Annotated in this window: 12 protein-coding genes and 9 tRNA genes; 12 read left to right on the top strand and 9 right to left on the bottom strand. The window is 32.8% G+C overall.

Annotated features, from left to right (window positions below; all coding sequences use genetic code 11):
- Nucleotides 1–230: 230 nt before the first annotated feature.
- The 4 genes from TPPER_RS00175 to mnmG all read right to left on the bottom strand — a co-directional run bounded on the left by TPPER_RS00175 (nucleotide 231) and on the right by mnmG (nucleotide 3066).
- Nucleotides 231–305: transfer RNA gene (locus TPPER_RS00175), tRNA-Met, on the bottom strand.
- 28 nt (nucleotides 306–333) lie between these two features.
- Nucleotides 334–417 (bottom strand) — tRNA-Leu (locus tag TPPER_RS00170).
- A gap of 64 nt (nucleotides 418–481) precedes the next feature.
- On the bottom strand, nucleotides 482–1093 hold the full coding sequence (locus TPPER_RS00165) for an RlmE family RNA methyltransferase (protein ID WP_099336781.1): 612 nt from the start codon (nucleotides 1091–1093) through the stop codon (nucleotides 482–484).
- A gap of 92 nt (nucleotides 1094–1185) precedes the next feature.
- The gene (gene mnmG / locus TPPER_RS00160; protein WP_099336780.1) at nucleotides 1186–3066 is read right to left on the bottom strand and encodes a tRNA uridine-5-carboxymethylaminomethyl(34) synthesis enzyme MnmG; all 1881 of its coding nucleotides are present in this window, start codon (nucleotides 3064–3066) and stop codon (nucleotides 1186–1188) included.
- Between the two features lie 74 nt (nucleotides 3067–3140).
- Here mnmG and TPPER_RS00155 point away from each other — a divergent pair.
- The 4 genes from TPPER_RS00155 (at nucleotide 3141) to TPPER_RS00140 (ending at nucleotide 4753) form a co-directional block, all read left to right on the top strand.
- Nucleotides 3141–3211: transfer RNA gene (locus TPPER_RS00155), tRNA-Cys, on the top strand.
- A 15-nt stretch (nucleotides 3212–3226) separates the two neighbouring features.
- Nucleotides 3227–3308, top strand: a tRNA-Leu gene (locus TPPER_RS00150).
- 53 nt (nucleotides 3309–3361) lie between these two features.
- Nucleotides 3362–3793 carry a peptide deformylase gene (gene def / locus TPPER_RS00145; protein ID WP_099336779.1) on the top strand — a complete coding sequence of 144 codons (432 nt, stop codon included), beginning with the start codon at nucleotides 3362–3364 and terminating at the stop codon, nucleotides 3791–3793.
- Nucleotides 3794–4753 (top strand): methionyl-tRNA formyltransferase, encoded by a 960-nt coding sequence (locus TPPER_RS00140; protein ID WP_099336778.1) that lies wholly within the window; start codon nucleotides 3794–3796, stop codon nucleotides 4751–4753. It abuts the gene before it with no gap.
- A 66-nt stretch (nucleotides 4754–4819) separates the two neighbouring features.
- Here the strand turns inward: TPPER_RS00140 and TPPER_RS00135 are convergent.
- Both TPPER_RS00135 and TPPER_RS00130 read right to left on the bottom strand, forming a co-directional pair.
- A tRNA-Lys gene (locus TPPER_RS00135) sits at nucleotides 4820–4891 on the bottom strand.
- A 37-nt stretch (nucleotides 4892–4928) separates the two neighbouring features.
- A tRNA-Asn gene (locus tag TPPER_RS00130) sits at nucleotides 4929–5000 on the bottom strand.
- Nucleotides 5001–5074: 74 nt separating this feature from the next.
- Here TPPER_RS00130 and trpD point away from each other — a divergent pair.
- The 6 genes from trpD (at nucleotide 5075) to TPPER_RS00100 (ending at nucleotide 9843) form a co-directional block, all read left to right on the top strand.
- On the top strand, nucleotides 5075–6073 hold the full coding sequence (gene trpD / locus TPPER_RS00125) for an anthranilate phosphoribosyltransferase (RefSeq protein ID WP_099336777.1): 999 nt from the start codon (nucleotides 5075–5077) through the stop codon (nucleotides 6071–6073).
- A gap of 8 nt (nucleotides 6074–6081) precedes the next feature.
- Nucleotides 6082–7449, top strand: coding sequence for a bifunctional indole-3-glycerol-phosphate synthase TrpC/phosphoribosylanthranilate isomerase TrpF (gene trpCF, locus TPPER_RS00120; RefSeq protein ID WP_186787036.1), 1368 nt, complete (start codon nucleotides 6082–6084; stop codon nucleotides 7447–7449).
- A 66-nt stretch (nucleotides 7450–7515) separates the two neighbouring features.
- Nucleotides 7516–8706, top strand: a complete 1191-nt coding sequence (trpB, locus tag TPPER_RS00115) for a tryptophan synthase subunit beta (protein WP_420885370.1) — start codon at nucleotides 7516–7518, stop codon at nucleotides 8704–8706.
- Nucleotides 8696–9508 carry a tryptophan synthase subunit alpha gene (gene trpA, locus TPPER_RS00110; RefSeq protein WP_186787035.1) on the top strand — a complete coding sequence of 271 codons (813 nt, stop codon included), beginning with the start codon at nucleotides 8696–8698 and terminating at the stop codon, nucleotides 9506–9508. The genes trpB and trpA overlap by 11 nt, the downstream gene beginning before the upstream one ends.
- A tRNA-Tyr gene (locus tag TPPER_RS00105) sits at nucleotides 9508–9590 on the top strand. The genes trpA and TPPER_RS00105 overlap by 1 nt, the downstream gene beginning before the upstream one ends.
- Before the next feature lie 180 nt (nucleotides 9591–9770).
- A tRNA-Gly gene (locus TPPER_RS00100) sits at nucleotides 9771–9843 on the top strand.
- Nucleotides 9844–9914: 71 nt separating this feature from the next.
- Here the strand turns inward: TPPER_RS00100 and tilS are convergent.
- From tilS to TPPER_RS00085, 3 genes are all read right to left on the bottom strand, one after another.
- On the bottom strand, nucleotides 9915–11306 hold the full coding sequence (gene tilS, locus TPPER_RS00095) for a tRNA lysidine(34) synthetase TilS (protein ID WP_186787034.1): 1392 nt from the start codon (nucleotides 11304–11306) through the stop codon (nucleotides 9915–9917).
- Between the two features lie 71 nt (nucleotides 11307–11377).
- Nucleotides 11378–11449 (bottom strand) — tRNA-Glu (locus TPPER_RS00090).
- A 29-nt stretch (nucleotides 11450–11478) separates the two neighbouring features.
- A complete protein-coding gene (locus TPPER_RS00085) occupies nucleotides 11479–12984 on the bottom strand; it encodes a sigma-70 family RNA polymerase sigma factor (RefSeq protein ID WP_186787033.1) in 1506 nt (501 codons plus the stop codon).
- A 65-nt stretch (nucleotides 12985–13049) separates the two neighbouring features.
- Here TPPER_RS00085 and TPPER_RS00080 point away from each other — a divergent pair, with 65 nt between their 5' ends.
- Nucleotides 13050–14171 (top strand): DNA polymerase III subunit beta family protein, encoded by a 1122-nt coding sequence (locus TPPER_RS00080; RefSeq protein WP_099336771.1) that lies wholly within the window; start codon nucleotides 13050–13052, stop codon nucleotides 14169–14171.
- A 100-nt stretch (nucleotides 14172–14271) separates the two neighbouring features.
- Nucleotides 14272–14412, top strand: a complete 141-nt coding sequence (gene rpmH / locus TPPER_RS00075; protein ID WP_099336770.1) for a 50S ribosomal protein L34 — start codon at nucleotides 14272–14274, stop codon at nucleotides 14410–14412.
- Nucleotides 14413–14652: the final 240 nt, after the last annotated feature.

Here is a 14652-nt window from a genome sequence, read left to right as displayed (position 1 = left end):
TAAGCATATGGGTAGCCTCTACTCGAGAAAGGAATGGTTCATCAGCTATGTATGTGCTCTGTAGCTGTTAAGAACCAACGTATATCTGTCCTAGAGCCTGGTTCATCTAATAGCCTATAGATACATACCAATATAGACTGCCTTTTCAAGCTACAATGAACATCATACATACTAATCTACATACTAATATACAAAGGTTAACTAACAACACAAGAACACCAAGATCTCAGATGCGGAGGTTGGAATTGAACCAACGTCCTTCGGGTTATGAGCCCGATGAGCTGCCAAGCCTGCTCCACTCCGCTTTAGATGCGTATTATGTTTATTATATAATACCGAGGACGGGACTTGAACCCGTATACTTATAAAAGCATTACCACCTCAAAGTAACGCGACTACCTATTTCGCCACCTCGGTATTAAACACTTTCTCCCTCCTTCCTTTGAAGAGCTATCAACAAAAGTATCCCTATAAATGCTAACTATAAGCCTATCTCTTTAGCTACAATATAGGCCTCTCTAGAAAATATATGAGAAGCTTTTGGGGTTCGTATGTTAACCTTATTAAATATAGTTCTTAGCTTATTATAGATATTAGCAATCCTTTCTCCTTGAAATGCTTTTACTAGAAGACTACCTCCTGGTTTTAGAATAGTTAAACCTATTTTTAAAGCTATCTTTATAAGTTCTATTGTTTTAGGAATGTCAATAGAAGGTATGCCTGTAATAGCTGGAGACATATCTGATATAACTACGTCAGCTTTGGAGTCTTTTGTTTTTAAGTATATCTTTTCTAGAGTAGCTATATCAAAGCAGTTTCCTTGTATAAAATAGACCCCTTTTAGATTATCCATAGGTAGTATATCACAGGCTATGATTGAACCTTGTTTACCTATTTTATCCAACACATATTCTGACCATCCTCCCGGATTAGAACCAAGCTCTACTACTGTCATTCCTGGTTTTAATATGTTATCAGCTTTTTGAATATCATCTAGCTTAAACCAAGCTCGAGAACGGAGTCCTAACTTAATTGCTTTTAATGTATAATAATCAATGCTTTTAGTTGTCTTAATTAAGAGCTTTAAATACATTATTAACTTATAGTCCTTTATATAAAAGCAGCAACATTATAACATAAACCATAAAAGAACCTTAGACAGCCTGTTAACAACATGTCTATATATCAATGTACTTTTAACATATTGTGTTTCCTCAACCAAATTAAAAGCATAGAAATGACAACAGGTGTAATACCAGATATTCTTGAAGCCTGCCCAATAGTTGATGGGTGATGCTTGTTTAGTTTTTCAGTAGCTTCATTAGATAAGCCAGGTATATTATTATATTCAATATTATAAGGCATCTTTATTAGCTCATTACTTATGTTACGTTTAACAGCTTCATATTGTCGAACAATATAGCCAGAGTATTTAATTTGTATTTCAACCTCTTTAAAAGCATATACATCAATATATGGAAACCCTTTTGTAGTTAATAGCATATTATATGTTATAGATGGTCTTTTTAGTAAGCATTTACAGCTAACTTCTTTTAGTAATGGGTTTACTATAAGATTATTTATATAGCTACTAGCTTTTGTATTTGGATATATGAAAGCTTCTTTTAGCTTTTGGTGTATAGCTTCTATATTATTAGCCTTTGTACAATAGCTTCTCCAATGAGAATCACTAATCAAACCAAGCTTTCGTCCTATTTCAGTTAGCCTGAGATCTGCATTGTCTTCTCGTAATATTAGTCTATATTCTGCCCTTGAAGTAAATAGTCTATATGGTTCTTCAGCTCCTTGTGTGCATAAGTCATCTAATAATACTCCTAAATAAGCTTGATCTCGACGTGGTGTCCAAGCTTCTTTATTAAGACACATTCTAGCAGCATTTATTCCTGCTATAACTCCTTGACCTGCTGCTTCTTCGTAACCCGTGCTACCATTAACTTGTCCAGCAAGGAATAAGCCTTTAATTAGTTTACTTTCTAAGCTTAGTTTAAGATCTATAGGATTAATAAAGTCATATTCAATTGCGTAGCCAGGTGATATAATATGTGCTTTTTCTAATCCTTTTATTGTTCTTACTATATATCTTTGTATATTGTATGGTAAACAAGTAGATAACCCATTTGGATATACTTTATTACTAGTTAGGCCTTCTGGTTCTAGAAATATCTGATGTGAAGACTTATTATAAAACCTTACAACTTTATCTTCTATAGAAGGACAATAACGAGGTCCGATGCTTTTTATATTTCCATTATACAACGGACTATATTCAATATTACTAGCTATGACTTCATGAGTTATCTTATTAGTCTTTGTTATATAACAAGGAACCTGTCTGATACTTTTAGTAAGGTCTTTATAAAAAGAAAAGCATGGAAGTGGGTAGTCACTATATTGTGTTTCTAATATCTTAAAGTTAATGCTATTAATATCTAAACGAGGTGGAGTCCCAGTTTTTAACCTATTTAGTTTTAATGGTAACCTATTTAGAAACATTGGTAGTAACTTAGATGACTTATTACCAACTCTTCCACCACTAAAATAGCTTTTCCCAATAGATAGCTTACCATTCATAAAAGTACCAGCTGTTAATATGACTGCTTCAGCATTAAATACTAACTCTTTAGCCGTTATAACTCCGATTATCTTATATCTTTTTAGGACTAGCTCTTTTACTTCTTGAGATAGAATTGTAAGATCTTTTTGGGCTTTTAAGATACTATATACTTCTTTATTATATAGAGACTTATCAGCTTGAGCTCTTGTTGATTGAACAGCAGGTCCTTTACTAGAGTTTATAGTTTTAAACTGAATTCCAGAGTTATCTATAGCTTTTGCCATTACTCCACCCAATGCAGCAACTTCTTTAACTAAATGACCCTTACCTATTCCTCCAATAGCTGGGTTGCAAGACAGCTTTCCTATAGTTAGTATAGATTGTGTTAATAAAAGTGTTTTACATCCCATTTTAGATGAAGCTACTGATGCTTCTATTCCAGCATGACCCCCACCAATAATAATAACGTCAAAGCTGCTTCTATTTAACATATATACTCCTAGCTTCTTGTTGTATATTATTAGGCACTATATTGGTATATTATAGTCTTTATGTGATGTTAGCTGGCGTGTTGACAGAATGGTTATGTATTGGACTGCAAACCCAAAAACCTCGGTTCAATTCCGGGACACGCCTTATGTCTTAGCTTTAGCTCGAATGGTGAAACTGGTAGACACAAGGGACTTAAAATCCCTCGGCTTCTGCTGTGCGAGTTCAAGCCTCGCTTCGAGTATTATAACATCTCTTTTACCAAAGAACTACATAGCTGGGGGAGTTAGGCATTCCATGGTTTTATTAAATATACTGAAATACCCAGATGAAAAGCTAAAGAACCCGTCAGAGACTGTTGTTAAGTTCGATAATAATATAGTTAAGCTAATAAACGATATGTTTGAAACTATGTATTTTAATAAAGCCATTGGTCTTGCTGCTACTCAGGTTGATATACATAAACAGCTTATTGTTATTGAAAGCTCTAAGACTAAGGTTGTTTTAGTTAACCCTGTTCTATTGGAAGGCAGTGGAAAAGATTATTCTGAAGAAGCCTGTTTATCTATTCCTAACATTGTAGGCTTTGTAGTTAGGACTAAAAGCATATGTATTGGGACCTTTGATGTAAAAGGATATATGTATAGAATAAAAGCTAATGGTATATTATCTATATGTATTCAACATGAAGTAGAACATCTATTTGGGTTTCTAAATATATATAGATAAATGCTAACTAAAGAACTATTTAGGACTTATCGTATTGCTTTTGCTGGTAGTTCAGAGTTATCTGCGAATCATTTGAAAAGCCTATTAGGTTTAAAGTGCAACATAATAGCTATCTTAACTAAGCCTATCTTTTCAAATAATAAGCTATATGAAAGACCATCCTTAAAAATAGCATTAGAATATAATATAGACTCTTTTCAGTCATTAGGTTTTAATGAAGACCTATTTAGGATTATTAAGCCTATAAAAGCTGATGTTATAATAGTTGTTTCATATGGTTTATCTTTGCCAACTAATATATTAAGACTACCAAGGTTTGGATGTATTAATATTCATTATTCACTTTTACCCCGATGGAAAGGATCTGCGCCTATTCAAAGAGCTATATATTCTGGTGATAATAAAACAGGAGTTTCTATTATACAAATGGATAATGGGATAGATGATGGTCCAATATTACTTAAAAAGCCATGTATAATAAGCTATAATGATAATGCTATTTCTTTAAGTAGAAAGCTAGTTTTAATAAGCATAAGATTGTTAAGAGGCTTTTTGTTAATGTTATTCAGTGGTAATATTAGATATGTTTACCAAGATGAAATGACTGGTGTTTATGCTAATAAAGTATATATAAAAGAAGGTCTATTAAGTTGGTGTTTACCTGCTTTCATATTAGAGTCCCATAGTCGTGCTTTTATAGGTTGGCCTGGTAGCTTTCTATATGTTAGGAACCTAAGAATAAAGATAATAGAAGCATATGGTGGTTATGTTGAATATAAGGCTAATCTACTTAAGGCTGGTCTAGTATTAGCTGTTAATAAAAGGGGAATATATATAGCTACCGGGTTTGGTGTATTAGCAGCATCTAAAATACAATTAGAAGGTAGGTCTGTAATATCAGTCAATGGGTTTATAAATACAGCTAAGAAAGCATTTAATAGCGGCGATACAGTAGCTTAATGCTTATTATATGGAGTTTCTTATAGGAGGCTTATGGGTTGTCTATAGCTTGAGTGTCTGAGTGACTGAGTCGTGCAGGTCTCGAACCTGCGACCAATTGATTAAAAGTCAACTGCTCTACCACTGAGCTAACGGCCCTCCAACATAACATAACATATAGCTATATACTATGATACTCCTCTGACTGGACTCGAACCAGTGCCACGCGGATTAACAGTCCACTGTTCTGCCACTGAACTACAGAGAAATATATACCTTTTCCCCAAAGCTGCAGTAGCTTATTATATATATTAGTTATATATACCGAGAGCCATACACTATATGGAAACTAAACCTAATATACAGTACTTTATAGAATGTAGAAGCATATCTTATTATCGAGCTATGAACTTCTTTAAGGCTAACTGCTTTTATGGTCTTTATGTAAATGAGTTATTATTATTGGTTTATAATATAAAAGCACGTGGTGAATATATGAATGAAGCTTTAGGTATTATTATTTCATTATTAGCTAACTCTATATGGTTTCCTCGTCCTTATTCTCTATTTAGTGATATAGTTGGAACTGGGGGTGATGCTGCTAATAGCTTAAATATATCAACAATTAGTTCTATAGTTGCATCAGGTTGTAGAGTTAGTATTATAAAGCATGGAAACCGAAGTAACTATAGAGTTGGTTCTTCTGACTTAATAGCCTATTTTAATATAAGCTTAAACATAGCTCCTGTCCATTCTAGGTTAGTATTTGATAAAACAAGCTATTGCTTTTTGTTAGCAGTAAACTATCACATTGCTCTAAAGCTTTTAATTAAGTTAAGGAATAGGGTTAAAGTTAATACAATATTTAATATAGTTGGTCCATTAATAAATCCTTCTATGCCTTCATTAATACTAGTAGGAATATATGATTGTTATTTGTTTGCTTTTATAACTAACCTAATAATAATATTTAACTATTGTTATGCTATATCTGTATGTGGAGGCGGACTAGATGAACTTGTATTACATTTTCCAACAAAAGCTATAGAAGTTAAAAATAAACTAATAACTAAATACTTATTAACAAGCTTAGATTTTAAGTTAGATATTCAATATGTAGAAGATATCTTTAACATATCCAATAGCTATAGGCTATATAGCTTAAATAGGTTACTAAAAGGCAAGGGTAACCGACAAAGAATAATATCTATTGCTAGTAATACCTCACTTTTATTTAAGCTGTTTAGTAGTAGGTCTATATTAAAAGCTATTAGAAGCTCTCTAAAAGAGATAGTTAGTAGTAAACCTTATGCTAAAGTTAGTTCTTTAGCTAACCTATAATAACCATATTGTCTAATAACCATAAGCTTAATAATATTATAAGAACTAAAAAGCATTGGATATATAGCTATAAGAACCATCAGCTTTTAGACTTGTTTCAACAATATATTAGGTTAAATAAACGTAGCTTTTATAATGTGCTTTCTAGTAATAAAGCTATAGTTATTATAGAATACAAAAGCCATTCTCCATCTAAAAACAAAATAGGTAAACTCTCTAACTATAGGCTTCATCTATTTTCTAAGCTATGTAAAAGCAGTTCTTCAGTAATATCTGTATTAACTGAAGAGAAGCATTTCTTTGGTAGCTTTAGCTTTCTATATAGAATTAGTAGTTTAGTTAAACAGCCTATATTATGTAAAGACTTTATTATTGAAACATGGCAAATATATCTATCTCGTTTTTATGGTGCTAATGTTATTTTGTTACTGTTGTCAGTTCTTAAAGATAGTCTTTATATTGAGTTATATTCAGTAGCTAATAGGTTAAATATGGGTGTATTAACTGAAATAATAGATAGCTATGAACTTCAAAGAACTTTAAAACTTAATATAAAAGTAGTCGGTATAAATAACCGTAACTTGGATAGCTTTTTAGTTAGTGTTGCTAATACAATTGAGTTAACTCCTGAGATACCAACTAAGCTTATTATTGTTAGTGAGTCTGGTATCTTAAACTATCAAGATATAGTAAACCTAAGTTATTATGTTAATGGGTTTCTTATTGGTACTTCAATAATGTCTGAGTCTAATTTGAATACTTCTTTTTATCGAATGCTTTTTGGAAAGAATAAGATATGTGGTTTATTAAATGAAGTTGATATTAGTAATGTTTATACTATTGGTTCTTTTTATGGTGGTTTAATATTTATTGGTGACTCTTCTCGTTATTTAACTATAACAAAAGCTAACCTTATTTCTTCAGCTATAACATTAGCTTATGTGGGAGTATTTAGTAATAAGATAGTACCAGCTATATCCTTAATATCTAAATCTATTAAGCTTAAAGCTATACAGCTACATGGTCTTGAAGAACAAAACTACATAAATATATTGCGACAACAGTTACCTTTTTCTTGTCTTATTTGGAAAGCATTTAATGTTAGGTTTCAGTTATCAGGTTTAAGCATATATCAAATAAGTAATTGTTTACTTGATAGTGGTGGTGGATGTGGGAACCTATTTGATTGGTCTTTAGTTGATGGTGTAAACAAATGTGATGTCATTTTAGCTGGTGGTTTGTCAGAGTTAAACTGTTTATATGCTGCTCGTTTGGGTTGCTTTGGCTTAGATTTTAATTCTAAACTAGAAATGGTCTTTGGTAATAAAAGCTATATAAAACTATATTCTTCTTTTGAAAGAATAAGAGCTTTTTAAATACTTCTTTTTATTAACTATGCTTTTAATATTAACTTATTGTGACTAATATATTAGAGAACTATAATGAAGTTTAACTGCTTTTATGGTAAGTATGGGGGTATTCACGTACCTCAGATTCTTATTCCTACTCTATTTAAATTAGAAGCTACTTTTATAAAGGCTAAAAATGATAGGCTATTTCAATTGGAGTTTAGAAGGTTATTTAATTGTTTTTCTGGAAGAGCAACCCCACTTACACTATGTAACAATATTACTTTAGGTTCTAATGCTAAGCTATATTTGAAACGCGAGGACCTTTTACATGGAGGGGCTCATAAAACAAATCAGGTTATTGGGCAGGCTTTATTAGCTAAATATATGGGGAAAAAGGAAGTTATAGCTGAAACTGGGGCAGGTCAACATGGTGTGGCTTCTTCAATAGTATCTGCGTTATTAAGTTTAAGATGTCGGGTATATATGGGATCAAAAGATATGGAAAGACAATCACCTAATGTTTTTAGAATGAAGTTAATGGGAGCAAAAGTTATCCCAGTATTTAATGGTTCTGCTACTTTAAGAGATGCTTGTAATGAAGCATTACGAGATTGGTCTAATAGTTATAGCTATTCACATTATATGTTAGGAACTGTTGCCGGACCTTATCCATTTCCTTTTTTAGTACATGAGTTTCAATGGTTAATTGGTGAGGAATTAAAAAAGCAACTATTGATGTATGAAAGCTGTTATCCTGATTCAATAGCTGCTTGTGTTGGGGGTGGCTCTAATGCTATTGGTATATTTTCTAGCTTTATAAAAGACATTAGAGTATCTTTAGTAGGTGTTGAGCCTGGAGGAAAAGGTGTTAATACTGAAAAGCATGGCTCTTCTGTTAGTAAAGGTCGGTTTGGTATATATTTTGGAATGAGCTCTCCTATAATACAAACTACTAATGGACAAATAAAGCCTTCATATTCCATATCTGCTGGTCTTGACTTCCCTTCAGTTGGTCCTCAACATGCCTTTATACATGAAGTTAAACGTGTTAGGTACATTTCTATTACTGACTATGAAGCATTAGTAGCATTTAAAAAGCTGTCTCATTATGAAGGTATAATACCAGCTTTAGAGTCTTCTCATGCAATAGCTTATGTCTTAAAAGTTATTAAAGATAATCCAAATAAAAAGCAGCTATTTGTGGTTAACTTATCTGGTAGAGGTGATAAAGATATAGCTAATGTTTCTAATATACTAAATAAGGAGAAGCTTGAAACTTAACCGCTATAGAGAAGCCTTTTATTCTTTATTTAGAAGGTATAAAACCTCTTTTATTGTTTTTAATGTAATTGGTGAACCTAATCAAAATAGATATATAAAAGTAGTTAGTAACTTTATCTTATCTGGTATTGTTGCTTTAGAGTTAGGTATTCCTTTTTCTGATCCTTTAGCAGATGGACCAACTATACAAAGGGCTGCTTTTCGAGTTATTAACATTGGTATTAAGCCTTTTAATTGTTTTAAGTCTTTAGCAGTTATTAGACATCGTTTCCCATATATTCCAATAGGTCTGTTAATGTATAGTAACTTAGTATTTAACATTGGAATAAGGACTTTTTGCTCTTATTGTTCTTATATAAAAGCTGACTCTATTATTATTGTTGATATGCCTTTAGAAGAAAGCAGATGGGTTTATAGGCAGCTTGTTATATATTTATTATATTATATCTATATATGTCCTCCTTTAGCTTCTTTATCTTTACTAAAGAAGGTAGTTCTATGTAGCTCTTTATACATATATTTATTATCGAAGCTTGGTATTACAGGCATTGAAGCTAATCTAAAGTTACCATTAGTTAATTCTGTTAAGGGTTTAGGCTATTATTATTCTGTGCCAATATTACAAGGGTTTGGTATCTTTAGTTATATTCAGGTAGTTAGCCTTTTGAAGAATAAGATATCTGGGTTTATAGCTGGATCTGTAGTTATAAACATTATTGAGAATAATATATATGACTCTTTATATATGATTAACTTACTATATCTATTTTTAGTTAAGCTTAGCAGTTATGGTTTTAGTTAGGTGGAGTTCCCGAGTGATTAAAGGGGACAGGCTGTAAACCTGTTGTCAAAAGACTTCGAAGGTTCGAATCCTTCCTCCACCAGAGAAGGGTGGATTCCCCCCCCCTCTCCCCTCAGGTTTCACAATATCTCAGCCCCTCAGATACTCCTCTGAAGGAAGGCTCCCTCTTCTGAAGACTGCTGATGGTGTCTGTAGGTCAGTAAACCCAAACCAATCAGACAGATATCCTAAAAGCAGTATCAGAAGCAAAGACTAGCAGAATGCGGGTATAGTTTAGTAGGACAGAATACAATCTTGCCAAGATTGAGACACGAGTTCAAGCCTCGTTTCCCGCTAATATATACGAAGAACAACTTCTTGCAGCTGCCTCCCCTTTGGAAACTAATATATTATGTAGCTATGATAGTTACCTTTTTATATACCAATAAACCTGGCATCTATTACTCTTATTAGTTTTAAATGTATAAACCCCAATAGATGCTATATAGCCATTTTCAAAGAATAATAATGGCATCTTATTCCTAACCCAAAAAGGAATTCCTAACTGACATAGGCTTTTTAATGAACTATCATAGTTTAAAAGCTTTCTGTTAAAGTTACCAAATCTTATAGCCATACTCTCATTAAAACTAGGTGTCTCTATATAACTAATATTACTAACTACCAATCTTTTAACAGCATATGAAAGCCTTTTAGATCTATTTAAATTAATACCTAATTTTAAGGAGTAACAAACTAAAATACCAAGCTCTTTAGGTAAAAACAATGGTCCTTCAAAAGAGTTCCAAGTGATATTAACTTCAAAAGAAGAAAAGCTATTCTTTACTATAAAGTAAAGCTTATTATGGAATCTACATATGAATTTATTACCATGTATAAGCCTAGGTTTTGCATCATATCGACAGTTAATAATATACTTCCAAATATAAACCACTTTCTTTTTAGATGGCATTTTAGAATTATATTTAATTAACCAACGTCTTATTATAGCATATCTTTTAATAATATCCATACTAAATAACGGTAATAAACTTAATGAACCATCATAATTAACTAATCTTAATAATGCACTTGATAATAACTCATTTATTAAATAGTCTTGCTCAAAAAAGATTGAAATACTTCGCGAAACAGAACCATTGAACTTCAACCAACGAGCTTTTAAAGTTGGTAATATATGGATTCGTAAATAACTACGTTCAAACTTAACATCATTATTGCTTTCGTCTTCAATCCAAGATAAGCTAAATATATTCGCATATGCTTTTAATTGATATTTACTAAGCTGCAATAAAGACCGTAATAAAAAAGAGCTTTTGAAATAAGAACTATTAGCCATTGAAGATAAACCTAATGGGCCACTACCTCTCTTTAAGTTTATAAAAAAAGACTCAATCTGTTCATCGTTATGATGTGCAGCTACTAAAACCTCACCTGGTAATAAACTATTAATTAGCTTTCCATAACGTTCTTCCCGTGCTGTATTTTCTATTCCTTTATAATACTTATTTAAACATAAACATATGCTTTTAAATGGAATATTACGTTTTAAACATTGAGCTCTACAATGCTTGAACCATAGTTTTGAATTACAACTAAGCCCATGATTAACATGTATAGCTCGTATATTCAATATATATTCATTAGATAATAAGCTGTTCTTTTTACTAGTCATAATAGTAAACATATCAAGTAATACTGTTGAGTCTAAACCTCCGCTATAAGCTAAGACTATCTTTTTATAGCCAAACATATTATTAAAAGCCTTTTCAAGCATATTATTAATTAGTATATTCATAATACATATAGTTCTTTGGGTTCTAACAACAAAAGCTAACATAGCTACATATATTCTTAGTAATTCTAATCCGTCCCCTAGGAGAATTGAACTCCTGTTTCCGCCTTGAAAGAGCGATGTCCTAACCACTAGACGAAGAAGACCAACCCCAAACCCAACAATACCAATAATCTTATTCCAACAGCGTCTTTAGCTTCCTAAATCTGTTAGGCTGTCGTAGCTTTCTTAATGCCTTTGCTTCAATCTGTCTGACTCGCTCTCTTGTAACTTCAAACTGTCTGCCTATTTCTTCTAAAGTGTGTCCTGAGTCCATTCCAATACCAAACCGCATCCTTAAAATCTTTGCTTCTCTAACACTTAAAGAACTAAGAACTCTTTCAATGCTAAGGTATGTGTCTGACCTAGTAACAAATTCCATTGGCGAACATACATTAGAACTATCGGATAAGCCTTCCAAATGAAAGCTTTCATTAGTAACTAATGCTTCTGTTAAAACTGGATCCTTTGCTGTTTGAATGGCTTTGGTAAGTTTCTCTTTTGTTGTTCTCAGTTCGTGCGTAAGCTGTTCTAAGGATGGTTCGTAGCCTTTTACCTTCACATAGTTTCTAACCGAGCGGTTAATTCTGTTAATCATATCTATTAAGCTTTCAGGGAGTCGAATCATTCTCGATTGGTCTAAAGCTGACCTGGTAATAGTTTGTCTTATCCACCAAGTAGCGTATGTCGAAAACTTGCAACCTCTTTTGTCATCAAAGCTTCTAATTGCTTTCATTAGTCCAACGTTGCCTTCCTGAGCCAAATCATAACTACTTAAACCATGTTGATATGTTCCTGCCGCATATCTTTTAATTATTGAATTAACTAGCCTTAAGTTTAGTTTAACGATTCTGGTCCTGATGCTTTTAATTCTTGTGGCTGTTTGGTATGCTCTAGCTTTTAACAGTATGTATTTATCTATATACATTCCAGCTTTACTTTGGTTCTTTAGCAGGCTTTCACCTTCTATGTTCACCATATATTTGACTCCTATTCTGCAGGATTCCTTTGTAACAGCATAGGAAGAGTCTTTGATTGGGTTTGTTTTCAATGAGCCAATCAGTTTAGATTCAACGTTGGAGAATACACTAAATTCATAGCAGACCAGGTTGAAAAGCAATTCTGTTGTTTCAGGAGCAAATCTAAAAGTAAGAAGCTTCATACGTGCTTTATCTAAAAACGTATAATAAGCTTTTGACTTGAAACCCTGATGTCTTAAAACAAACTTCAGATGATGATATAACTTACCTGTATTATATAGCTGCTTCAGTGACAATTGTTTTATAGTATTGCTAAGCTTACTCTTGGTTTTAAGGGTGTCATTTGTTTCTTGTTTGGCCTTTGGCAAGCTTTCATAGATTAAGTTTGGTTCTATCTTTCTTAAATTCGTAAGGTTGACCTTGTAGAACAATTCAGTTGGCTTTGAGTGTTTAACTGCTGTATTTAAAACATATAGTATAGAACTGGGGTTTGAAAAAGCCAATAGTGAAAGACTCCTCAAACCTTTCTCAAGCATTTTCAAAAGCATCATTTCACCTAACTTATTTAAGTTGTTCATGGAGTTCCTGTTCTTTAAGTATATTGAATACATAGCTATTATTGTAACTGCCACTTCTCTAGCTTTTGTTCGAAGCGTTAACACCAAACGCCAACTGATATACAGATTATATTCATTGTTAACGCTCATTCCTTAAACCCTAAAACAGAATGGAAAACATAGGTCCTTTCTTCAGAACAAACAGAAACTCAATTCTCAAATGTATTCAGACAACTAGCGAAGTCACAGACCTAAAACAAACAGACATATTCAACAGCTTTTTAATAACAGATAACAAAAGACGTGTTTACTTAATTTCTAGTAACGGTGAAACACAAACCCAATCTAGCGTTAAACACAACCATAGTCTTTCATTAGCAGTTCCTTTCTTAGTCCACATCAAAAGCCTAACTAATATGATAAAACTAGCTTTAGCAGAGACAATAGCCTTCGTTTGCAACAAGATTCACTTAACCATCTTTACTGAAAGCACTAGCTTTCATGTTAAAGCAATGAGAGCATCCAAGTATCCATTAGTTTATGGTGTGTCTGAAGAATGCATTGTTCTTATCGTAAATCAAAAGGTTCTAAAACAGCTGTTTAAAGTTACTTTATTCTCTATTGCTAAACACGAACTGTATTCTCAAGTTAATAATATCTGTGTGGTTTTCAGAAATGGTAGCTTAAACTGCATTACTTTAGACGAACATAGACTGTCTTATGCTAGTGCCAACCTAAGAATATATAGCAACAGTTCGGTAACGGCTGTAATGACCAGAAACTCTTTGTCAGAGCTATACAAACATTTAGAATATACCAACCATCTTTCAAAGATATATATTAGCAGAAACTACATTAGATACACAGCTTCAAACTCAGAGATCATATGCAAACAGGTAGTTGGCAAACAGCCAAACGTCAACTACATACTGAAGAGGGAATATCTATTCTTCTTAGAGGTAGATAGGCTGCTTTTAGTAACAGCATTAAACCGACTCGTAGTACTTATAACAGATGATCTTAAGATTGTTAACCTCAGTCTCAAAGCTGGTCGTTTAGCAATAAGAGCCACTAACCTAACAGATGAAAAGCTAGAAGAAGTAGTCCCTATCCGAAGCTACAACAAACACCTGCACAGCTCAGAAGTTAGTATTAACATCAGCTACTTCATAGAATTACTTACCAACATAGACTTTCTGTTGGTAAAGCTATTAGTTGAAGGCAACAGTAAAAGCATTATGTTGGTTCAACATACTACTTATAGGCATGTAATAGTGATGTCTAAGGTTTAGATAGCTATTCTGCTGGTTCTCATTGGTTATCTCTTGAGTCATTGCTTCATTAACGTACCAACTGCATAGCTTATAGTTAATCAACCCCTTCAGGACATGTATGAAGAGAACTTATCAACCTTCAAAAGCCAGACGCAAAAGAAAGCATGGGTTTCGTATTCGAATGAAGACTAAGAACGGACGTAATACTATCAACGCAAGAAGGCTAAAAGGGAGAACCAATGTTAGCTGCATCTGTTAGGTTAGTGGTATGTATTATGATGTAGCTCCAGTCTTCTTTGTTAGCTTCACTTCGAACATGCATACACACCTAACAACCGCTTCTCAATAATGAGACCTAACCTACATACTTGGCTAACCTTTTACATCGGTAGGCTTAATAAATAATAACTACTAACACCCGCTACCCAGTCTTAGATGAACCATAGCAAAAGAGCTTCCTATAGAACCTATGAACATAGCACATATCCTAGGCTTTCCA

It is taken from the genome of Candidatus Tremblayella phenacoccinincola, assembly GCF_002682985.1.
GTDB classification, from domain to species: Bacteria; Pseudomonadota; Gammaproteobacteria; order Burkholderiales; family Burkholderiaceae; genus Tremblaya; species Tremblaya phenacola_C.
The sequence above is the reverse complement of the archived record's forward strand: the minus strand, read 5'-3'. Positions and strand labels throughout refer to the sequence as shown.

Excerpts from the sequence above, each read along its gene's own strand:
- TPPER_RS00165 (WP_099336781.1), bottom strand. The coding sequence starts at position 1,093 with ATGTATTTAAAGCTCTTAATTAAGACAACTAAAAGCATTGATTATTAT.
- mnmG (WP_099336780.1), bottom strand. The coding sequence starts at position 3,066 with ATGTTAAATAGAAGCAGCTTTGACGTTATTATTATTGGTGGGGGTCAT.
- def (WP_099336779.1), top strand. The coding sequence starts at position 3,362 with ATGGTTTTATTAAATATACTGAAATACCCAGATGAAAAGCTAAAGAAC.
- TPPER_RS00140 (WP_099336778.1), top strand. The coding sequence starts at position 3,794 with ATGCTAACTAAAGAACTATTTAGGACTTATCGTATTGCTTTTGCTGGT.
- trpD (WP_099336777.1), top strand. The coding sequence starts at position 5,075 with ATGGAAACTAAACCTAATATACAGTACTTTATAGAATGTAGAAGCATA.
- trpB (WP_420885370.1), top strand. The coding sequence starts at position 7,516 with ATGAAGTTTAACTGCTTTTATGGTAAGTATGGGGGTATTCACGTACCT.
- tilS (WP_186787034.1), bottom strand. The coding sequence starts at position 11,306 with ATGAATATACTAATTAATAATATGCTTGAAAAGGCTTTTAATAATATG.
- TPPER_RS00080 (WP_099336771.1), top strand. The coding sequence starts at position 13,050 with ATGGAAAACATAGGTCCTTTCTTCAGAACAAACAGAAACTCAATTCTC.
- rpmH (WP_099336770.1), top strand. The coding sequence starts at position 14,272 with ATGAAGAGAACTTATCAACCTTCAAAAGCCAGACGCAAAAGAAAGCAT.